The following is a 20,528-nucleotide window of genomic DNA, read 5'->3' on the forward strand; positions in this document are numbered from 1 at the left end:
CGCTTTTAAACGAAGTTAAAGGTATGAGAATTTCAGTATTTTATCGACCGCCTAACCACGGGTAGTCAAACAGGAAAAATGTGGGATAATAAAATGTTGAACGGCAGAAACCAAAAAGCCCGAACATTTCTGTTCGGGCTTTTTAATTTGGAGCGATACATCGGGTTCGAACCGATGACCTCAACCTTGGCAAGGTTGCGCTCTACCAACTGAGCTAGTATCGCATTTGCTACATCCGTTAAGACGTAGACTTTAATAGATGGTGCCCCGGGCCGGACTTGAACCGGCACAGCGCGAACGCCGAGGGATTTTAAATCCCTTGTGTCTACCAATTCCACCACCAGGGCACGCAATTCTTTATTGCGATGCCGATTACTGAAAAGTAAAACACCATCTTAATGCTGACGCCAATCAACATTACAAATTTTGGAGCGATACATCGGGTTCGAACCGATGACCTCAACCTTGGCAAGGTTGCGCTCTACCAACTGAGCTAGTATCGCATTTTCATTACTCTTCTAAACGAAAGAGATAATGGAGGCGCCTCCCGGAGTCGAACCGAGGTCCACGGATTTGCAATCCGCTGCATAGCCACTCTGCCAAGGCGCCTTAGTAACTCCAATCGAATCGCTTATTGCCATCCTCTTGGGTACGGGATGCATTCTACGGATTCAGAGGATTGAGTCAATATTATTTTTGTATTTTTAATTCGTTTGAATAGATTTCATACGAAACAGGCTAAATAGCTGACTTTGTGTGCAAAGGACTTTGTGGACAGGCCATTCAAAGGCGATCTATATCACATTAGATATCCACTATTGATAACTTAACCTTAGGTTAAAGATCAAAAAAGCGAGCCTCAGCTCGCTTCTTCATCAATGATGTTTTTCGTCTAACAAATCGTCTTTGGCAGCCATCAAGTATTGCGCCATTGACCAGTATGTAAGAACGGTTGCAACATAGAGCGCAATGTAACCTACCCACACCATCCAGTCGTCGTATCGCCAGATCAGTACCCAAAGAGCGAACATCTGAGAAACGGTTTTGACTTTACCAACCCAAGATACCGCAACGCTTGCACGTTTACCGATTTCAGCCATCCATTCACGAAGCGCTGAGATAATAATTTCACGAGCGATCATGGTAACCGCTGGAATCGTTATCCAAATCGAATGGTAATGCTCAGTCATCAAGATAAGAGCCGTAGCAACCAGCACTTTATCCGCTACAGGGTCAATAAAGGCACCGAAGCGAGACGTTTGCCCGAGTTTACGAGCCAGCATGCCGTCTAGCCAGTCAGTAAAACCCGCTACCCAAAACACCATTGCAGCAGCAAAAGGAGCCCATTGGTAAGGTAGGTAAAAAACAACAACGAATACTGGGATCAAAAATAGTCTCAGTAAGGACAAAATGTTAGGTATATTCAAACGCATATTATTGGGCTCTTATTAATTGCGCTTTAATGGTGCGGGATTTTTACTATTGTTTCAATGCTTGATAAATGTTTTCTGCCAAAGAATGACTAATGCCCGGTACTTTGGCTATTTCTTCGACAGTTGCACGCTTAAGTTCTTGTAAGCCACCCATATATTTCAGCAAAGATTGACGGCGCTTAGGCCCTACCCCTTCAATTCCTTCAAGCGCACTGGTTCTACGCGTTTTACCACGTTTTGCTCTATGCCCTGCAATCGCATGATTATGGCTTTCATCACGAATATGTTGGATAAGGTGCAGTGCTGGCGCATCACTTGGTAAATTAAACTCTTCACCTTCAAGGGTCACCAAGGTTTCCAAACCCGGTTTACGTGTTACCCCTTTCGCAATACCCATCATTCTTGGTCGAAACGGCCAATCATCCCAATATTTGGAAATGATCTCATGGGCACGATTCAACTGACCTTTACCGCCATCGATAAAAATGATGTCGGGGATCTTGTCGACATCGAGTTGTTTTGAATAGCGTCTCTCAAGCGCTTGAGCCATTGCAGCGTAGTCATCACCACCGGTAATACCTGTGATGTTGTAACGACGGTATTCCGGTTTAACTGGCCCTTCTTGATTGAAGACCACGCAAGATGCAATCGTACTTTCACCCATGGTGTGACTGATATCGAAACATTCCATGCGTTTGATAACGTCCATCGACAGCACTTCTTGAAGCTCCTTAAAGCGCTGATTGATCGTCATCTTGTGATTAATCTTGGTGGTAATGGCTGTTAATGCATTGGTGTTAGACAGTTTAAGGTAGCGACCACGAGTTCCAGAAGGATTGGTATTGAAGTGGATCTTACGACCGGCAACTTCACACAAGGCTTCTTGAATCGGTGTGACATCTTCCATCAAATCAGCATTAAGGATGAGACGAGTTGGGATGGTTCTCGCTTCATTATGTGCAAGATAGTATTGGCTTAAAAAGCTCGAAAAGACTTCCTCTCGCACCGTATTGTTTGGAATTTTCGGGAAATGGCTTCTACTGCCTAAAACCTTTCCTTGGCGAATCATCAAGATGTGAATACAAGCCACGCCATTTTCTTGAGCAAAACCTAACACGTCCATATCTTCCATTGAGTCGTCAGATACGTACTGTTGCTCTTGCACGCGTCGAATCGCTTGGATCTGGTCACGGAAAGCAGCAGCTTGCTCAAAGCGAAGCTCTTGGCTTGCCTTGTCCATTTTATCGATGAGAGTCTCAAGAACTAGCTTGTCTTTCCCTTGCAGGAATAAACGAACGTAGTCGATAAGCTCGCTGTACTCTTTATCAGAGATGATTGAGCTGACACATGGCGCAGCGCAACGACCAATCTGATACATCAAACACGGGCGCGTTCTGTTGGCATAAACCGTATCTTCACACTGACGAGCAGGAAAGATTTTCTGTATTAGGTGCAACGTCTCACGCACAGCGCCGGAATCAGGATAAGGACCAAAGTACTCTCCCTTTTTCTTCTTAGCACCACGATGCATCGACAAACGAGGATGTTTGTGACCACTAATAAAAATATATGGATACGACTTATCATCACGCAGAAGTACGTTGTATTTCGGTAGATACTGCTTGATGTAGTTGTGCTCAAGGATAAGAGCTTCTGTTTCTGTATGCGTTACAGTGACATCGATTTTGTTGATATTGCTAACTAAAGCGCGCGTTTTTTCACTGTCGACTTTTTTACGGAAATAACTGGAAAGGCGTTTTTTGAGGTTCTTAGCTTTACCGACGTAAATAACAACAGCCTCGGCGTTATACATACGATAAACGCCGGGCTGTTCTGTTACTGTCTTGAGAAATGACACTGAGTCAAACAAGTTGGTCACTATACGATCTCAGTGTTAAAGGGTCTCAGTGTCTAACATTCCATGTCTAATCGCTAAATGCGTCAGCTCTACATCGCCACTGATATCCAATTTGCTGAACAAACGGTAGCGGTAACTGTTGACTGTTTTAGGACTTAGATTGAGTTGTTCTGAAATATCCGTCACTTTCTGACCTTTGGTAATCATCATCATGATTTGAAGTTCACGCTCAGATAAGTCTGCGAATGGATTTTCAGACGCAGGCGAGAATTGGCTCAAAGCCATCTGCTGCGCAATTTCTGGTGAAATGTATCGTTGGCCACTATTAACCACTCGAATTGCATTTACCATTTCATCCGGACCTGCCCCTTTAGTAAGGTAACCAGCAGCTCCAGCTTGCATCACTTTAGTTGGAAACGGATTTTCCGTATGAACAGTTAAAACGATGATTTTAACATCAGGGTTGAAACGCAAGATTTTCTTGGTTGCTTCTAAGCCACCAATACCAGGCATATTCATATCCATCAAAATAACGTCAGTATTATTAGTACGACACCATTTTGCAGCATCTTCACCGCTTTCAGCTTCCCCTGCTACGTTCATTCCACGGACGTCTTCAATAATACGTCGTATCCCTGTGCGAACCAGCTCGTGATCATCTACAAGGAAAACATTTATCAAACTTGTATCTCCACACTATTAATTGGCTCTGCAACCACTGTGTCATTTCATCTGTTTGAAACAATTGAACAAAGGAACAGTGGATCGCAGCATTGAGTACATCTTAACTTAATTACTAAAAAAAAGCTCTGTTGAATATGTGCTGAAACACGAACTTTAGCAAGTACTTATTAACAAATAAGCTAACTAAAACAACAAGCTTTTTCTAAAAATCAACCAGTTAAAACAACACCCAATAAAATTACACAAGATAAAGATATTTTCAATACCATTGAATAGCCATTCGCGACAATTTCACTTATTTGCTTATGGAGTCCCGTTATTTGCCTCTGTTAACTAGAATTTAGTTAGTATTTTGGTTGCCTGTTGTGCGCAGAGAGCCGCTAGATGGTAGTATTCGATTCCCCATTTCAATAGGTTACTACATTGGATATTCAGCAAGGCTTTGTACTCACAAGACAAGCGAGAGACTTTTCAGGGCGTACCCAAATTGATTTGTGGTTAAGCTCCCCTCAAGGCCCAACTCTGCTGACGATTCAAAATGAAAAACCTGTATTTTTTGTCGCTCAATCTGATGTTGAAGAATGTCAGGCAATCGCAGCGAAAGAGTCGATTGATTGCCAATTCAAGTCCCTAGAACTAGCCACATTCGATCAAATTCCTCTCGCCGCATGTTACACCTCACTATCGAGAAGTAGCGCTGGTTTAGCACAAGCCCTTCACAGCGAAGAGATTCAGACCTTTGAGAGCGATATTCGACTCGCCGATCGATATCTGATGGAACGCTTTATCAAAGGCAGCATTGAGTTCACTGGGACTGCCGTGCAAAAAAGTCAGCATCTTAGAGTTTCCAATGCAAAATGCAGAGCGGGCGATTACTTACCCAGTTTATCTGTGGTTTCGCTTGATATTGAATGCTCGGAAAAAGGCGTGCTTTATTCCATTGGCTTAGACAGCCAGATGGACAGTCGAGTCATCATGGTCGGCGAACCACAAGAGGCTGACACAAACGTCCAATGGGTTCCTAATGAGAAAGCTCTACTCGAGGCGATGATTAGATGGTTTTCTGAATTTGATCCCGACATCATCATCGGTTGGAATGTCATTGATTTCGATTTTAGGCTGCTGCACAAACGTTCAGAATGGAACGAAGTGAAGCTCAGCATCGGTAGAGACAATCAACCAAGTTTTTTCCGTAGTTCTGCACAAAACCAGCAAGGCTTTATCACTATCCCAGGCCGCGTTGTGTTGGATGGCATCGACATGCTCAAGACAGCGACCTACCACTTCCGCTCTTGGTCTCTTGAATCTGTATCTCAAGAGCTACTCGGCGAAGGCAAAGACATCCATAACGTTCATGACCGCATGGATGAGATAAACCGGATGTTTAAGTTCGATAAGCCTTCGCTCGCCAAGTACAACCTTCAAGACTGCGTGCTAGTAAATCGCATCTTCGAACACACTCACCTACTCGATTTCGCGATTGAGCGCTCTCGATTAACCGGTGTCGAGCTGGATCGTGTTGGTGGCTCTGTTGCGGCCTTTACTAATTTATACATGCCTCAAATACACCGAGCAGGTTACGTCGCGCCTAATTTAGAGCCCGAGAACTGGATCGCTAGCCCCGGTGGCTATGTGATGGATTCGATTCCCAATTTGTACGACTCGGTTTTGGTACTCGATTTTAAGAGCCTATACCCATCGATCATTCGATCTTTCTTGATTGATCCAATGGGGCTGATAGAAGGACTAAAGTTAGAGTTAGGCTCTGAAGAAGACCAAGCGGTGGCAGGGTTTCGTGGCGGTCAGTTCCACCGCTCTAAGCACTTTCTACCAAAGATGATCGAAAACCTGTGGGCAGCACGTGACGTTGCAAAGAAGAACAACGAAAAAGCGTTCTCTCAAGCGATTAAGATCATCATGAACTCCTTCTATGGTGTGCTTGGCTCTTCTGGCTGTCGCTTCTTCGATACCCGTTTGGCCTCATCGATCACTATGCGTGGGCATGAGATCATGAAGCAAACCAAGGTTCTAATCGAGGATAAAGGTTATCAAGTAATTTACGGAGATACCGATTCAACCTTCGTATCGCTAAACGGCAGTTACGATCAGCAAAAAGCAGATGAGATCGGGAACGCACTGGTCGCTTACATCAACGATTGGTGGACGAATCACTTAAAAGAAACCTACAACCTAACCTCAATACTCGAACTTGAATACGAGACTCACTATCGCAAGTTTCTAATGCCAACCATTAGAGGTTCAGAAACCGGTTCGAAGAAACGATATGCAGGCTTGATCAATCAAGGCGATCAAGAGAAGATCATCTTTAAAGGGCTTGAAAGTGCGCGAACCGATTGGACACCTCTCGCGCAGCAATTCCAACAAACCCTGTATGAAATGGTATTTCACGATCAAGACCCAACGGACTATGTCAGACAGTTTGTCGATGAAACCGCTGCTGGTAAACACGATGATTTACTGGTGTACCAAAAGCGTTTGCGCCGCAAACTACACGAGTATCAAAAAAACATTCCGCCACAGGTTCGCGCAGCTCGTCTGGCCGATGAGATAAATGCCAAACTTGGTCGCCCGCTTCAATACCAAAACAAAGGGCGTATTGAATATTTGATTACTCTGAGTGGCCCTGAGCCAAAGGAGTACTTGAAGAATGGTATCGATTATCAACATTACATCGACAAGCAGATTAAACCGGTCGCAGAGGCTATCTTGCCCTTCATCGGTTTAGATTTTGAACGAGTCAGCGGGCAGCAGCTAGGTCTGTTCTAGATTGAGCCCTCTTTTCGAGGCGACATTAGACTCGAGATATCTATTAAAACTCGAGCCAAACATCAAAACGAAAAAAGCAGAGAAGTGCTGTGTTACTCAGCCCGCTCTGCTTTTTAGTATTCATTAGGAGGTTACGAACCCCTACCCGATTCGAAACTCAGTTTTCTGATACTGCTTAACCAGCCACTCGCCAAAGCCATCAAGAATACCAATCACCGAACGTTTAGGAATCGGTCTACCAGAAAGTAAAATGCCTAACCTTTGGATTTCGACGTCTTTATCTGGATGATACTTCAAGAACTGTTGACCACACTCTATTGGGTCATCGAACCAATATTTGTCACGATACATTACCAAAGAGTAACTGGCTCGCAGAAGCTTCTTGGCAATAATCATCTGCGCGCCTACTTGTTGTTCAGGCGTTGTTGCTCGGGCGATCTTATTACGATAAACCGCCAACCAGTTTTCAGCGTCCATATTCCAGTGCTTGGCAATTTCCCAACTTGTTTCAAAGTCACCATAGCAATCTGATAAGTCTTCACCATGCACGCACACAGCCAAATGCTTAAGCATAAAGCCCCACGTGAATATGTTGTCGAAATCAACGATCTCGCTCACCAAGGTAGTTTTAATCGCCACTTGAGTGACCTGCGGGAAGCTCTTTTGAAAACGCCATTTGATGGTATTCAGCAGCGTGGTTCGTTGATCTGGGAAAGGACGATGGGTAACCACAACCACATCTAGATTCGAGCGACCGACGACGGCTTGTTTGCGTGCCACACTGCCATAAACATAGACACTGTGTAGATTGGATCCTAACCCACCTTTTAAAAAGGTAATCAGATCGTTAACCACAGGTTGGAATTCAGGTTGAAATGGCTGTGTTGGGTCAATAACAGGTAGCTGCATAGGTCGTTTCGGTAAATAAAATAATGATTTAACTGTCTCTCTATGATCGCTTAGGTGACTTTATGATTCAAGCTATTCCTATTTATAGCGTCTACGAGATATAATCACCGGATAGACCCAATAAGGACAAACACAAAATGCCTAGAGCAAGTGAGATTAAAAAAGGTTTTGCGATCAACGTTGATGGCAAAACAGTACTAGTAAAAGATATCGAAGTGACAACACCAGGTGGCCGTGGTGGTCAAAAGATTTACCGCTTCCGTGGTCACGATGTAGCAACTGGCGTTAAAACAGAAGTTCGCCACAAGGCTGACGAAATCGTTGAAACTATCGACGTAACTAAGCGTGCAGTGATGTTCTCTTACGTTGACGGCAACGAGTACATCTTCATGGATAACGAAGATTACTCACAGTTCATCTTCAACGGTGAAATGATCGAAGACGAACTACTGTTCATCAACGAAGAAACTCAAGGTATGTACGCGATTCTTATCGACGGTACTGCAGCAACGCTTGAACTACCAACTTCAGTTGAGCTAGTGATCGAAGAAACAGACCCTTCAATCAAAGGTGCATCTGCTTCAGCTCGTACTAAGCCAGCTCGTCTGTCTACAGGCCTTACTGTTCAAGTTCCTGAGTACATTGCAACTGGCGACAAAGTTGTTGTGAACACAGCTGAACGTAAATACATGAACCGCGCAAGCTAAGATATTTATTATGACCGAAGCTAACGACCTAATGTCTTACGACGACGCAATTGACACTGCATACGACATCTTTCTAGAGATGGCTCCTGATAACCTTGAACCAGCAGACGTGATCCTATTCACGGCTCAGTTTGAAGATCGTGGCGCTGCAGAGCTCGTTGAAACTGGTGACGATTGGGTTGAACATGTTGGCTTTGAAGTCGACAAAGAGATCTACGCTGAAGTACGCATTGGTCTTGTAAATGAAGCTGATGATGTCTTAGATGACGTATTCGCTCGTCTGCTGATCAGCCGTGACCCTGAACACAAGTTCTGTCACATCTTGTGGAAACGCGACTAGGCTCTTCTTAAATCAGCTCAGAGTACTGAGCTGATTTTCTTACGACTTCATAGCCTCATCACTTTACCAAACTGCAACTCTACAAAATTATGACCAAAGCAAAGACAGATACACTATCCAAAGGCTATGCCTGTGTTGGATTAGTAAACCCCAAAACACCTGAAAATGTTGGCTCAGTAATGCGAGCGGCTGGTTGCTACGGAGCAAACTCTGTATTTTATACTGGCACCCGTTATGACCACGCTCGACAGTTTCATACCGACACCAAAGAAAAGCACCTTGAGCTACCATTAATTGGTGTTGAAGACCTGAAAGACATTATTCCAGTTGGCTGCGTACCAATCGCGGTTGATTTGATAGAAGGCGCTAAGCCTCTGCCTGATTATAAGCACCCACCTCGTGCTTTTTATATCTTCGGCCCTGAAGATGGGACTCTGAAAAAAGAGATCACGGACTTCTGTCGTGAAACCATCTACGTTCCGACTAATGGCTGCATGAACCTTGCTGCTGCGGTCAATGTCATTTTGTATGACCGCATGGCGAAGGGTGATAACTTTTCTAATCATTTGAAAGTGACCTAAAACCAATCGTAGTCCATAGCTAGTCACCCTAGCTAGTGAAGCACTTCTACCTGGTTAATCGTTTCTACTTGGTAAGCACTTCCACATGATTTGAACTGCGCCATATTCAAGACGAAAAAAAACCTGCTAAGTTAGCAGGTTTTTTAGTATTCGAAACGTTGGATTAAGCTTTAAGCTTAAGAACTGTAGCAACTACTGGTGTAATTACTTACGTGATCTTGGCTTAGCCGGTTTAGCCGGGCGTCCGTTGTTCAGTTTAGGCTTTTTGGTAGCCTGAGGTTTGCCATTGGTCGCTGGAGCACTACGGCCTGAATCAGGTGTTGTAGTACCGCGAGTTGCAGGCTTCTTACGCTTAGTCTGGTTGCTACGGCCTTTAGGAGCATTTGCACGCTCTTCGTGACGCTTAACAGCACGACGAATTTTTTGGCTACGAGAACGCTCACGCTTACGAGAAGTGTTTGCAGGATCAAGATCCAACAGTGTCTCTTTTTCTGGCTGAAGTTCAACAAGCTCACGCAAGTAGTTTACTTCTTGAAGATCTAGCTCTTTCCAACCGCCACGAGGCAGTTTCTTATCAAGGTAGATATCACCGTAACGTACACGTTTCAGACGGCTTACTGTTGTTTCTTGTGATTCCCAAAGACGACGAACCTCACGGTTACGACCTTCGTTAATCGCTACGTAGAAAGTATGGTTCATACCTTCACCGCCAGCGTAAACCACGTCTTCGAAACGAGCCATACCATCTTCAAGTTGAACGCCACGAGTCACGTTCTTAACTTTTTGCTCAGTCACTTCACCAAACACACGTACTAGGTACTCACGCTCAACCTGACGGCTTGGGTGCATTAGGCGGTTTGCAAGTTCACCATCAGTAGTGAAAAGCAAAAGACCCGATGTGTTTGCATCAAGACGGCCAACTGAAATCCAACGAGAACCACGGATCTTAGGTAGACGATCGAAAACAGTGCGGCGGCCTTCAGGATCATGACGAGTACAAAGCTCACCTTCCGGTTTGTAATAAGCAAGTACACGACAAACCACTTCTTCAGAGGCTTTGCCTGTAATAGTGTGGCCATCGATACGGATCACTGAGTTCTCGTCTTCAAGACGCTCACCCAATTTCGCAACTTGACCGTTAACACTTACACGACCAGATTTAATTAAACCTTCTAGTTCACGACGAGAACCGTGACCAGCTCGCGCTAAAACCTTCTGTAATTTTTCGCTCATTTACTCTTTTCTACCTAATTGTCGTCTTCACAGACGTCGAATGAATTTTTCGCGACCAAATCGCGGTCGCGTATTATCGCAAATAACCTGCCAAAAAGCACTTGTTATTTACTCTGGCAGGTTTGCTGTTTCGTTACAGACTGTTAATCAGTAACGCTATTATTCAAACGGCGCTGGATCGCCGGCACCACGACGTAAAACAACGGCATCATCGTCACTGAAGTCAATAACCGTAGTCGGTTGCTCACCTAAGTAGCCGCCATTCAAAATGACATCAACCGCATGCTCTAGGCTGTCGCGAATTTCTTCTGGATCCGATTCAGTTGTCTCGTTACCCGGAAGAATCAGAGACGTCGACATCAATGGCTCACCCATTGCTTCCAACAGGTCAAGTGCAATCTTGTTGTCTGGGACACGAATACCAATCGTTTTACGTTTCGCATTCATCAAACGCTTCGGTACTTCTTTGGTTGCTTTGAAGATAAACGTGTAAGCACCGGGCGTGTGCGCCTTAAGTAAACGGAAAGCAACGTTATCAACTCGTGCATACAGTGACAATTCAGAAAGATCGCGGCATAACAACGTGAAATTGTGCTTATCATCGATTCGACGAATTTTACAGATGCGTTCAAGTGCTTGTTTGTTTTCAAGCTGACAGCCCAGCGCATAACCGGAATCTGTTGGATAAACCACAATGCCGCCATTGCGAATAATCGCAACCGCTTGAGTAATTAAGCGCGCTTGTGGGTTATCCGGGTGTACATAAAAAAACTGGCTCATTGTTGATCCTCGTTATCGAATCTCTCGACTCTATCATCAGAAGGAGCTGGTTCACCTAAATACTGTCATCGGTATCAGTTGGTGAAACCGTTTGAAACTCCCAATCTTTCCATACTTCTTCGACCCCAGAAGGTAGCCAGAGATTACGTCCAAGCTCCATCCATGGGGATGGGTAATGGAAGTCACTGCCTTGGGAGGCTAATAGTTTGTATTGTATAGCATAATCCGCAAGTGTGCGTCTTTCTTGTTGCGCTTGCTGAGGCTGAGCGACTTCCATAGCGTCACCTTTTGCTTCAACAAATGCAGCTAACAGACGCTTAACCCACTTCGCTGTTAAGCCATATCGGCCGGGGTGAGCTAATACGGCTTGACCACCAGCAGCATGAATAGCCGTTACAGCATCACTCATTGAACACCACGTTGGCGGCACATAACCTGGGTTATTGCGAGTCAGAAACTTTTTAAACACCTGCTGCATGGTTTTTGCGTAGCCGTTATCGACTAACCACTTAGCAAAGTGAGCACGAGTGATAGGCGCATCACCCGCAATCAATTTAACTTCTTCTAGCAAGCCTTCACGAGTCGCTTTCTCAAGACGTTGAGCAATCATCTCTGCACGCCCAACACGGTGTTGCTTCTGTTGTTCAATTAACGCTTTTAGCTCTGGTGACTCCGGATCAACATTTAACCCAACAATATGGATATCTTTGTTTTGCCAAACGGTCGAAATCTCAATGCCGTTGATCAACTGGATAGGAAGGTTGTTATCAGCAATATAGCTGCGTGCTTCAGCAAGCCCATCAGTCGTATCATGATCTGTAATCGCTAACGCTTCGATGTTAAAGCCTAGCGCTCGGTCAATCAGTTCAGGTGGAGTAAGTCGGCCATCTGAGGCTGTTGTATGACTATGTAGATCAATTCTCATATATTCTTTTTCATTGTTTTCAATTTTTATCGTTATATTTGTGTCAACGCACTTGACCTGCAAGCGCAAAACTAGTTAACTAGTACACAAATACGAAGTATCACATTTGATAGGTTCACCATGTTACAAGAATTTAACCAAAACCATAAAGATAAAGTTTTAGAACTTTCTTCAGTAGAAGCAAGTTCAGAGCTTAATTGGTGGCGCACGTGGACAAGTTCTTGGTGGGCTAACGTGTACTTCTAGTTAAACAGTTTGTTTATAAAAAAGTTATCACTAAGCCCGCTTTAATAGCGGGCTTTTTAATTTGTCGAACATCTCACATTCAACTGACTAACAAATCATCGAATTGACCATATTCTAGATTGGGTGAAAGGTATCTTTATGCGACTATGTACGGCAGGAAATTTAAAGAATCATAAAGGAGGTCTTGTGAACAAGGCCATTGAAATCAAAAAGCTGGGAACCATTGAGGTCATCAATTCTTCAGTTCCTTACTCGCAAGATCCAACCAGCGTTTTTCATACTTTGTGTGAAAACAAAACAGACAGCCTGTTGTTGGAATCTGCTGAGATTGAATCTAAACAGAACCTGACAAGCCTACTCCTTATCGACTCTGCTGTTCGCATCGTATGTCGCGGACACGAAGTAACCTTCCAAGCATTGACTGAAAATGGTCAAGCGCTTATCGAACATCTAACTCAAAACGTTAAAGCAGAAATTGAATCTGACCTTACCAATAACGTTTTGACGCTGACTTTTGTCGAGCCAAGCAACGAATTAGATGAAGACTCACGTTTAAGAGAAGCTTCTTCATTCGATGCACTGCGTTTGGTTCAACACAGCTTTGAGCAAGACGCTGATAACAAGCACGCGTTATTCATGGCGGGCCTATTCGCTTACGACATCGTGGCGAACTTTGAACCGCTAGGTGATGCTGAAGCGACTAACAACTGCCCTGACTTTGTTTTCTACGTTGCGGAAACACTATTGCGTTTCGATCACCAAGAGAACGAAGGTCTGCTTCACGCGAGCTTGTTCACTCAAGATGAAAACATCAGAACACAATTAACTGAGCGTCTAGCTGACATTCAGACACAATGCCAGTCATTGAAAGCCATCACAGAAGTGACGCCGCTCGACAACGTTGAAGCTGTACCAAGTGTTTCAGATGAAGACTTCTGCCAAACGGTTCGTGACTTAAAAGAGTACGTAGTTAAAGGCGATGTGTTCCAAGTGGTACCTTCACGCCGCTTCACGCTGCCTTGCCCTGCTCCACTTGCGGCTTATAAAGAGCTCAAGCAAAGTAATCCAAGCCCTTACATGTTCTATATGCAAGACGAGCTGTTTACTCTGTTTGGAGCTTCTCCAGAAAGTGCTCTGAAATACGAAACCGAAACCAACCAAATCGAGATTTACCCAATTGCTGGTACTCGTCGCCGCGGTAAGCGCCCAAATGGCCAAATCGATTTCGACCTAGACAGCCGTATTGAGCTTGAACTGCGTACCGACAAGAAAGAAAACGCTGAGCACATGATGCTTGTTGACCTAGCACGTAACGATGTGGCTCGTATTGCCGAAGCCGGCACTCGCCACGTAGCAGACTTGCTGAAAGTGGATCGCTACAGCCATGTAATGCACTTGGTTTCTCGTGTTGTTGGTCAGCTACGTGAAGACTTAGATGCTCTGCACGCTTACCAAGCTTGTATGAACATGGGCACGCTAACGGGCGCACCAAAAATCCGCGCAATGCAGCTTATTCGTGACGTAGAAAAAACGCGTCGTGGTAGCTACGGTGGTGCAGTCGGTTATCTAACCGGTGAAGGGACTCTAGATACTTGTATCGTGATTCGTTCTGCTTACGTTGAAGATGGCGTTGCACAAGTACAAGCTGGCGCTGGTGTGGTGTTCGATTCAGACCCACAAGCAGAAGCCGATGAAACTCGCGGCAAAGCACAAGCGGTTATCTCTGCGATTCAAGCTGCTCATACTAAAAATACGGCACCAAGCCAAAGCACACCAAATAAGAAGGAGTCGTAATCATGGCTGATATTGTATTCATCGATAACTTCGACTCGTTCACTTACAACCTTGTAGACCAGTTCCGTTCATTGGGTCACAGCGTGAAAATTTACCGTAACAACATTCCAGCAAAGGTAGTTGAAGCGGCGATCAACGAACTAGACAACCCTGTTGCACTGCTTTCACCAGGCCCTGGCGCTCCAGCGGATGCGGGCTGCATGCCTGAGTTAATTCAGCTGCTAAAAGGCAAAGTGCCAATGATTGGTATTTGCTTAGGCCACCAAGCGATTGTTGAAGCCTACGGCGGCACCGTTGCAGGCGCTGGCGAAATCATTCATGGTAAGGTGTCGATGATGGAACACCAAAACCATGCGACGTACCAAGGCTTACCTTCGCCGCTGGCTATCGCTCGCTACCACTCTTTAGTGGCAACGCATGTATCCGATAGCCTAACAGTGACCGCTGAAGTCGATGATTTGGTAATGTCTGTAGTTCAAGAACAAGACAAGGTTTGTGGATTCCAATTCCACCCTGAATCGATTATGACGACCTACGGTGCAACGCTTCTAGCGAACGCTATCGAATGGGCTCTTGAGAAACCTCTTCATCTAGAGAAAAGCTCTACTCTTGATAAAAAGACTAACTAGGAAACGATCATGGAACAGATTAATAAACTTTACGAACAACAGTCTCTTACTCAAGAAGAAAGCCAACAACTGTTTGATGTGATCATCAAGGGCGAACTAGACCCAATTTTGATGGCTTCTGCGCTTACTGCACTGAAAATCAAAGGCGAAACGCCGGATGAAATCGCTGGCGCAGCGAAAGCACTGCTTGCCAATGCAAACCCGTTCCCACGTCCTGATTACGATTTTGCAGACATCGTAGGTACAGGTGGCGACGGTCATGACACCATCAACATTTCTACAACTTCTGCATTTGTAGCAGCAGCGTGTGGTTTAAAAATAGCTAAGCATGGCAACCGCAGCGTATCGAGCAAATCAGGCTCTTCTGACTTACTGGATTCGTTCGGTATTAACCTAGCGATGACAGCAGAAGACACTCGTACTGCAGTCGACGAGCTTGGCGTAGCATTCCTATTTGCTCCGCAATATCACGTCGGTGTACGTCACGCGATGCCTGTTCGTCAGACGATGAAAACGCGCACTATCTTCAACATCCTTGGCCCACTGATTAACCCTGCTCGCCCTAACATCGAGTTAATGGGTGTTTACAGCAAAGAGCTAGTACGCCCTATCGCAGAAACCATGCTGCAAATGGGCATGAAGCGTGCTGCCGTTGTGCACGGTAGCGGCCTTGATGAAGTGGCTATTCATGGCGAGACTATCGTTGCTGAAATTAAAGATGGCGAGATTCACGAGTACACAGTGACTCCAGCTGACTTTGGTTTGAACACTCACCCTCTTGAAGCAATCAAGGGCGGCGAGCCAGAAGAGAACAAAGCCATCACAACTGATATCCTGACGGGTAAAGGCACTGATGCTCAAGTTGGCGCAGTAGCCGTCAACGTTGCTCTGCTGATGCGTCTATTTGGTCACGAAGATCTAAAAGCCAACGCACAACAAGCGATTGACGCGATGAACTCTGGCAAAGCGTACGAGCTTGTACAAAAGCTTGCTGCACACGCCTAACGAACGACGAGACAAAGAACATGACACAGACTACCGATAAACTGTCGACCCACGTTTCAGTCAAAGAAGCTGAAATGGCGGAAGTATTAGCAAAAATCGTTCGTGACAAATACCAATGGGTTGAAGCGCGTAAGCAAACTCAACCATTGGACGAGTTTAAAGCAGCGTTAACCGCAACAGACCGCAGCTTTTATGATGCACTGAGCGGCGAACAAACGGTTTTCATCACTGAATGTAAGAAGGCATCTCCGTCAAAAGGGTTAATCCGTGACGAGTTTGATTTGGACTACATTGCATCGGTGTACAACAACCACGCCAATGCAATTTCAGTACTGACAGACGAGAAATACTTTCAAGGTGACTTTGAGTTTTTACCAAAGGTTCGCAGCATTGCTAAGCAACCTATTCTTTGTAAAGACTTCATGGTTGATACCTACCAAGTTTACCTAGCTCGTCACTACTCAGCTGACGCAATTTTGCTAATGCTATCGGTATTGGATGACGAAGAATACAAAGCATTTGCTGACGTCGCTCACTCGCTAAATATGGGTGTACTAACCGAAGTCAGCAACGAAGAAGAACTTCATCGCGCTGTCGCTTTAAAAGCAAAAGTGATCGGTATTAATAACCGTAACCTACGTGACCTTTCGACTGATTTGAACCGTACCAAAGAGTTGGCGCCGCTGATTCGCGAACTGGCTCCAAACGCAGTCGTGATTTCAGAGTCTGGCATCTACACACATCAACAAGTTCGTGACCTTTCAACATTTGCAGATGGCTTCCTAATCGGCAGCTCTCTGATGGCTGAAAAGAACCTAGAGCTTGCGGTGCGTAAAGTGACACTCGGTGAAAACAAGGTGTGTGGTTTAACTCAATCTGACGATGCAGCAAAGGCTTATCAAGCCGGTGCAGTATTCGGTGGTCTGATTTTCGTTGAAGCATCTAAGCGTCATGTTGATATCGAAGCAGCTCGTTTAACCATGAGCGGCGCACCTTTGAACTACGTGGGTGTGTTCCAAAATCATAGCGTAACTGACGTTGCGAAAACGGTTTCTGAGCTAGGTTTATTTGCGGTGCAACTGCACGGTGATGAGTCTCAAGCATTTGTCGATGAACTAAAACAATCTCTACCTGAACACGTTGAGATTTGGAAAGCTTACGGTGTGGCTTGCAGTGCTGAAAACGGCGCTGAAAACGGTGCTAAAAGCACGCTACCAGAATTACTGAAAAGCAACGTGACTCGTCACCTGCTAGATACTAAAGTGGGTTCTCAAACGGGTGGTACAGGTCAAGCGTTCGATTGGAGCCTAATCAACAACCAAAGCGCAATCATGTTGGCGGGTGGCCTAAACCCAGACAATGCTAACCAAGCCGCTAAGTTAGGTTGTTTAGGATTAGACCTAAACTCTGGTGTTGAATCGGCTCCAGGTAAAAAAGACGCAGACAAACTGCAACGCGCTTTTGCAGCGATTCGTAATTACTAGTTCGGTTTCTAGAATTTGAAACCTAGAACTTGAAATCTAGAGTCCAGAGCTTAGAAGCTAGAAAGCAGAATCTCAAAACTAATTAGTAAGCTTTGCCTTTGCGAAGCTTAAACAAGATTAAATGACTTGGTGTGAATACACATCGATAGAATTGAAGGAATAACACAATGGCTAAACTCGATGCCTACTTTGGTGAATACGGTGGTCAATACGTACCGCAGATCCTAGTGCCAGCACTAGACCAACTGGAACAAGCATTTATCGATGCACAAGCAGATCCTGAGTTCCGCAGTGAATTCATGACGCTTCTTCAAGAGTACGCAGGTCGTCCAACGGCACTAACGCTAACGCGTAACCTGACTAAAGGTACAAAAACCAAACTGTACCTAAAGCGTGAAGATCTCCTTCACGGCGGCGCTCACAAGACAAACCAAGTTCTTGGCCAAGCATTGCTAGCAAAACGCATGGGTAAGCAGGAAATCATCGCTGAAACTGGCGCAGGCCAACACGGTGTTGCAACGGCTCTAGCTTGTGCTCTATTGGGCCTTAAGTGTCGTGTTTACATGGGTGCAAAAGACGTTGAACGTCAAAGCCCGAACGTGTTCCGTATGAAGCTAATGGGCGCAGAGGTTATCCCTGTTCATTCTGGCTCTTCAACGCTAAAAGATGCATGTAACGAAGCGCTACGTGACTGGTCTGCAACTTATGAAGACGCGCACTACCTATTGGGTACTGCGGCTGGCCCTCACCCATTCCCAACGATTGTTCGTGATTTCCAACGCATGATTGGTGAAGAAACGAAGCACCAAATTCTAGCGCGTGAAGGTCGCCTTCCAGATGCCGTTATCGCTTGTGTCGGCGGTGGTTCAAACGCTATCGGTATGTTCGCTGACTTCATTGAAGAAGAGTCTGTTCGCCTGATCGGTGTAGAGCCTGCTGGTAAAGGTATTGATACCGACCAACACGGTGCGCCACTTAAGCACGGTAAAACCGGTATCTTCTTCGGTATGAAAGCGCCACTGATGCAAGATGAGAACGGCCAAGTAGAAGAGTCGTACTCTGTTTCTGCAGGCCTAGATTTCCCATCAGTTGGTCCTCAACACGCGCACCTAAATGCTATTGGCCGTGCTGAATACGACAACGTAACCGACGATGAAGCGCTAGAAGCGTTCCAATTGATTGCACGCAAAGAAGGTATTATCGCAGCGCTAGAGTCATCTCATGCTGTCGCTCACGCTGTCAAAATGGCTCACGACGACCCAGAGAAAGAACAGCTATTAGTCGTTAACTTATCTGGTCGTGGTGACAAAGATATTTTCTCTGTACACGACATTCTTAAAGAGAAAGGAGCATTATAATGGATCGCTATCAATCACTCTTCACTCGCTTAGCTGAAAAGAATCAGGGCGCATTTGTACCATTCGTAACGGTTGGCGATCCTAACCCTGAGCAATCACTTAAGATCATGGAAACGCTAGTTGAAGCGGGTGCTGACGCACTTGAGCTTGGTATCCCATTCTCAGATCCGCTTGCAGATGGCCCGACAATCCAAGGTGCGAACATTCGTGCGTTAGATTCAAAAGTAACGCCAGATGTGTGCTTCGATCTTATCGGTCAAATTCGTGCTAAATACCCAGAGCTACCAATCGGCCTACTGATGTACGCAAACCTGGTTTACGCACGTGGTATCGAGAACTTCTACGAGCGTTGTGCTAATGCAGGTATCGATTCAGTATTGATTGCTGATGTACCTACCAATGAAAGCGGTGAATTTGTTGCTGCAGCTGAAAAGTTTGGCGTTCACCCAATCTTTATTGCTCCACCGACAGCAAGCGATGAAACTCTTCAATCAGTTTCTGAACTAGGTGGTGGTTACACCTACCTACTTTCGCGTTCTGGTGTAACGGGTGCTGAAACAAAAGCAAACATGCCAGTAACGGCACTGCTTGATCGCTTGAACAAGTTCGATGCGCCACCAGCACTGCTTGGTTTCGGTATCTCTGCTCCTGAACAAGTGAAAGAAGCGATTGTAGCTGGCGCTGCAGGTGCTATCTCAGGCTCAGCCGTAGTTAAAATCATTGAAAACAACGTTGAACAACCAGAAGCAATGCTTAAAGCACTTGCTGCGTTTGTTACACCAATGAAAGCGGCTACGCAGAAATAATCGACGCTCGTAATCAATGGTCATTAAATAGAACCAGCGATTCAAATACTCAAAGGCTCCACAGTTGTGGAGCCTTTTTTATTGCTCTTCATTTGAGCCAATCACTCATCGGCTTTCATCGCTTTCTTAATCGCTGCCTCATTGAGCGTCGCTTTGATCGGGTCGGTTATCTTCTCGACCAGATCGATGGGCATTGGGAATATGATTGTGGAAGTTCGCTCATTAGCTACTTCTGTTAGTGTTTGCATATATCGCAATTGAATGGCGTTGGGCGCTTGATTAAGAACCTCTGCAGCCTCTTTCAGCTTGGTTGATGCTTCTAATTCCCCTGTTGCATGGATCACCTTAGCTCGACGTGAACGTTCCGCCTCGGCTTGCTTAGCAAGGGCTCGCACCATACTGTCATCAAGATCCACATGCTTGATCTCGACATTGGCAATCTTAATCCCCCAGTTATCGGTGTGTTGATCCAGTATCGCTTGCAAGTCTCTATTGAGCTCTTCTCGCTCAGACAGCAATTCATCCAACTCATGCTGTCCTAATACTGAACGCAACGTTGTTTGTGACAGTTGACTGGTCGCTTCGAGGTAGTTCTCTACGTTATTGATCGCCATCTTCGGATCCAGCACTCGAAAATAGACCACGGCATTCACCTTCACTGACACGTTATCGCGTGTGATCAAATCTTGCGTCGGCACGTCCAACACGATAGTTCGTAGATCCACTCGCACAATTTGTTGGATGAAAGGAATGATGATAATTAACCCCGGCCCTTTAACACCGTAAAAGCGCCCAAGGAAAAACACCACTGCACGTTCATATTCGCGCAGCACTCTGAACATGCTGGCTATCAACAAGATAACGAGCACAATGACAATACCTATAGTGTGTATAAACATAACCGCCCCCTAATGGTAACGATGGCTAAGCAATTAATAATTCAATAACGTTTGTTCTAGCATTCCACTC

19 protein-coding genes, 4 tRNA genes and 1 other annotated feature are annotated in these 20,528 nt (G+C 45.3%); of the genes, 11 read left to right on the forward strand and 12 right to left on the reverse strand.

Annotation, left to right across the window (positions count from 1 at the left end; genetic code table 11):
* Positions 1–148 precede the first annotated feature (148 nt).
* The 7 genes from L3V36_RS15800 to uvrY all read right to left on the reverse strand — a co-directional run bounded on the left by L3V36_RS15800 (position 149) and on the right by uvrY (position 3,972).
* Positions 149–224, reverse strand: a tRNA-Gly gene (locus L3V36_RS15800).
* 36 nt (positions 225–260) lie between these two features.
* Positions 261–347, reverse strand: a tRNA-Leu gene (locus L3V36_RS15805).
* Between the two features lie 80 nt (positions 348–427).
* A tRNA-Gly gene (locus L3V36_RS15810) sits at positions 428–503 on the reverse strand.
* A 32-nt stretch (positions 504–535) separates the two neighbouring features.
* Positions 536–609, reverse strand: a tRNA-Cys gene (locus L3V36_RS15815).
* A gap of 266 nt (positions 610–875) precedes the next feature.
* Positions 876–1,433 carry a CDP-diacylglycerol--glycerol-3-phosphate 3-phosphatidyltransferase gene (pgsA, locus tag L3V36_RS15820; RefSeq protein ID WP_017078221.1) on the reverse strand — a complete coding sequence of 186 codons (558 nt, stop codon included), beginning with the start codon at positions 1,431–1,433 and terminating at the stop codon, positions 876–878.
* A 46-nt stretch (positions 1,434–1,479) separates the two neighbouring features.
* Entirely contained in the window at positions 1,480–3,312 is a 1,833-nt protein-coding gene (gene uvrC / locus L3V36_RS15825) for an excinuclease ABC subunit UvrC (protein ID WP_208775666.1), read from the reverse strand.
* Positions 3,313–3,327: 15 nt separating this feature from the next.
* Positions 3,328–3,972, reverse strand: a complete 645-nt coding sequence (gene uvrY, locus L3V36_RS15830) for a UvrY/SirA/GacA family response regulator transcription factor (protein ID WP_004729778.1) — start codon at positions 3,970–3,972, stop codon at positions 3,328–3,330.
* A 426-nt stretch (positions 3,973–4,398) separates the two neighbouring features.
* Between uvrY and L3V36_RS15835 the strand changes: the two genes are divergently transcribed.
* Positions 4,399–6,762, forward strand: a complete 2,364-nt coding sequence (locus tag L3V36_RS15835) for a DNA polymerase II (protein WP_208775665.1) — start codon at positions 4,399–4,401, stop codon at positions 6,760–6,762.
* Positions 6,763–6,903: 141 nt separating this feature from the next.
* Here L3V36_RS15835 and L3V36_RS15840 read toward each other — a convergent pair whose 3' ends face one another.
* Positions 6,904–7,671 carry a nucleotidyltransferase gene (locus L3V36_RS15840; protein WP_065681542.1) on the reverse strand — a complete coding sequence of 256 codons (768 nt, stop codon included), beginning with the start codon at positions 7,669–7,671 and terminating at the stop codon, positions 6,904–6,906.
* A 137-nt stretch (positions 7,672–7,808) separates the two neighbouring features.
* Here L3V36_RS15840 and yeiP point away from each other — a divergent pair, with 137 nt between their 5' ends.
* The 3 genes from yeiP to L3V36_RS15855 all read left to right on the forward strand — a co-directional run bounded on the left by yeiP (position 7,809) and on the right by L3V36_RS15855 (position 9,299).
* Positions 7,809–8,378, forward strand: a complete 570-nt coding sequence (gene yeiP / locus L3V36_RS15845; RefSeq protein WP_004729781.1) for an elongation factor P-like protein YeiP — start codon at positions 7,809–7,811, stop codon at positions 8,376–8,378.
* A gap of 10 nt (positions 8,379–8,388) precedes the next feature.
* A complete protein-coding gene (locus tag L3V36_RS15850) occupies positions 8,389–8,718 on the forward strand; it encodes an HI1450 family dsDNA-mimic protein (RefSeq protein ID WP_004729782.1) in 330 nt (109 codons plus the stop codon).
* Positions 8,719–8,807: 89 nt separating this feature from the next.
* A complete protein-coding gene (locus L3V36_RS15855) occupies positions 8,808–9,299 on the forward strand; it encodes an RNA methyltransferase (RefSeq protein WP_004729783.1) in 492 nt (163 codons plus the stop codon).
* Positions 9,300–9,503: 204 nt separating this feature from the next.
* Here L3V36_RS15855 and rluB read toward each other — a convergent pair whose 3' ends face one another.
* The 3 genes from rluB to L3V36_RS15870 all read right to left on the reverse strand — a co-directional run bounded on the left by rluB (position 9,504) and on the right by L3V36_RS15870 (position 12,237).
* Complete coding sequence (gene rluB, locus L3V36_RS15860) at positions 9,504–10,532, reverse strand: 23S rRNA pseudouridine(2605) synthase RluB (RefSeq protein WP_004729784.1); 1,029 nt, start codon at positions 10,530–10,532, stop codon at positions 9,504–9,506.
* 159 nt (positions 10,533–10,691) lie between these two features.
* Positions 10,692–11,312: an L-threonylcarbamoyladenylate synthase gene (locus tag L3V36_RS15865; protein WP_102249579.1), complete on the reverse strand. Its 621-nt coding sequence runs from the start codon at positions 11,310–11,312 to the stop codon at positions 10,692–10,694.
* 55 nt (positions 11,313–11,367) lie between these two features.
* Positions 11,368–12,237: a PHP domain-containing protein gene (locus L3V36_RS15870; RefSeq protein WP_004729788.1), complete on the reverse strand. Its 870-nt coding sequence runs from the start codon at positions 12,235–12,237 to the stop codon at positions 11,368–11,370.
* Between the two features lie 120 nt (positions 12,238–12,357).
* On the opposite strand from L3V36_RS15870, the gene L3V36_RS15875 reads away from it, so the two are divergent.
* From L3V36_RS15875 to trpA, 7 genes are all read left to right on the forward strand, one after another.
* Positions 12,358–12,483, forward strand: coding sequence for a trp operon leader peptide (locus tag L3V36_RS15875; protein WP_009848753.1), 126 nt, complete (start codon positions 12,358–12,360; stop codon positions 12,481–12,483).
* Positions 12,430–12,544 (forward strand) — a sequence feature (Trp leader region). It overlaps the preceding gene by 54 nt.
* Positions 12,545–12,669: 125 nt before the next feature.
* On the forward strand, positions 12,670–14,277 hold the full coding sequence (locus L3V36_RS15880) for an anthranilate synthase component 1 (RefSeq protein WP_102447675.1): 1,608 nt from the start codon (positions 12,670–12,672) through the stop codon (positions 14,275–14,277).
* 2 nt (positions 14,278–14,279) lie between these two features.
* Positions 14,280–14,906 (forward strand): aminodeoxychorismate/anthranilate synthase component II, encoded by a 627-nt coding sequence (locus L3V36_RS15885; protein ID WP_004729794.1) that lies wholly within the window; start codon positions 14,280–14,282, stop codon positions 14,904–14,906.
* Between the two features lie 9 nt (positions 14,907–14,915).
* Positions 14,916–15,911, forward strand: a complete 996-nt coding sequence (trpD, locus tag L3V36_RS15890; protein ID WP_017085903.1) for an anthranilate phosphoribosyltransferase — start codon at positions 14,916–14,918, stop codon at positions 15,909–15,911.
* Positions 15,912–15,931: 20 nt separating this feature from the next.
* On the forward strand, positions 15,932–17,395 hold the full coding sequence (gene trpCF, locus L3V36_RS15895) for a bifunctional indole-3-glycerol-phosphate synthase TrpC/phosphoribosylanthranilate isomerase TrpF (protein ID WP_102447674.1): 1,464 nt from the start codon (positions 15,932–15,934) through the stop codon (positions 17,393–17,395).
* Between the two features lie 167 nt (positions 17,396–17,562).
* Complete coding sequence (trpB, locus tag L3V36_RS15900; protein WP_004729801.1) at positions 17,563–18,753, forward strand: tryptophan synthase subunit beta; 1,191 nt, start codon at positions 17,563–17,565, stop codon at positions 18,751–18,753.
* On the forward strand, positions 18,753–19,559 hold the full coding sequence (gene trpA, locus L3V36_RS15905) for a tryptophan synthase subunit alpha (protein WP_208775664.1): 807 nt from the start codon (positions 18,753–18,755) through the stop codon (positions 19,557–19,559). The genes trpB and trpA overlap by 1 nt, the downstream gene beginning before the upstream one ends.
* A gap of 101 nt (positions 19,560–19,660) precedes the next feature.
* Here trpA and L3V36_RS15910 read toward each other — a convergent pair whose 3' ends face one another.
* Positions 19,661–20,458 carry a slipin family protein gene (locus tag L3V36_RS15910; RefSeq protein ID WP_004729804.1) on the reverse strand — a complete coding sequence of 266 codons (798 nt, stop codon included), beginning with the start codon at positions 20,456–20,458 and terminating at the stop codon, positions 19,661–19,663.
* Positions 20,459–20,528 lie beyond the last annotated feature (70 nt).

It is taken from the genome of Vibrio sp. G-C-1 (assembly GCF_021728015.1).
Classification (GTDB): Bacteria; Pseudomonadota; Gammaproteobacteria; order Enterobacterales; family Vibrionaceae; genus Vibrio; species Vibrio splendidus.

Bases quoted from the DNA above. Each gene is read 5' to 3' on its own strand.
- L3V36_RS15855 (WP_004729783.1), top strand. From the start codon at position 8,808: ATGACCAAAGCAAAGACAGATACACTATCCAAAGGCTATGCCTGTGTT.
- rluB (WP_004729784.1), bottom strand. From the start codon at position 10,532: ATGAGCGAAAAATTACAGAAGGTTTTAGCGCGAGCTGGTCACGGTTCT.
- L3V36_RS15885 (WP_004729794.1), top strand. From the start codon at position 14,280: ATGGCTGATATTGTATTCATCGATAACTTCGACTCGTTCACTTACAAC.
- pgsA (WP_017078221.1), bottom strand. From the start codon at position 1,433: ATGCGTTTGAATATACCTAACATTTTGTCCTTACTGAGACTATTTTTG.
- trpCF (WP_102447674.1), top strand. From the start codon at position 15,932: ATGACACAGACTACCGATAAACTGTCGACCCACGTTTCAGTCAAAGAA.
- L3V36_RS15870 (WP_004729788.1), bottom strand. From the start codon at position 12,237: ATGAGAATTGATCTACATAGTCATACAACAGCCTCAGATGGCCGACTT.
- trpA (WP_208775664.1), top strand. From the start codon at position 18,753: ATGGATCGCTATCAATCACTCTTCACTCGCTTAGCTGAAAAGAATCAG.
- trpB (WP_004729801.1), top strand. From the start codon at position 17,563: ATGGCTAAACTCGATGCCTACTTTGGTGAATACGGTGGTCAATACGTA.
- L3V36_RS15865 (WP_102249579.1), bottom strand. From the start codon at position 11,312: ATGAGCCAGTTTTTTTATGTACACCCGGATAACCCACAAGCGCGCTTA.
- yeiP (WP_004729781.1), top strand. From the start codon at position 7,809: ATGCCTAGAGCAAGTGAGATTAAAAAAGGTTTTGCGATCAACGTTGAT.
- L3V36_RS15850 (WP_004729782.1), top strand. From the start codon at position 8,389: ATGACCGAAGCTAACGACCTAATGTCTTACGACGACGCAATTGACACT.
- L3V36_RS15840 (WP_065681542.1), bottom strand. From the start codon at position 7,671: ATGCAGCTACCTGTTATTGACCCAACACAGCCATTTCAACCTGAATTC.
- L3V36_RS15875 (WP_009848753.1), top strand. From the start codon at position 12,358: ATGTTACAAGAATTTAACCAAAACCATAAAGATAAAGTTTTAGAACTT.
- L3V36_RS15910 (WP_004729804.1), bottom strand. From the start codon at position 20,458: ATGTTTATACACACTATAGGTATTGTCATTGTGCTCGTTATCTTGTTG.
- trpD (WP_017085903.1), top strand. From the start codon at position 14,916: ATGGAACAGATTAATAAACTTTACGAACAACAGTCTCTTACTCAAGAA.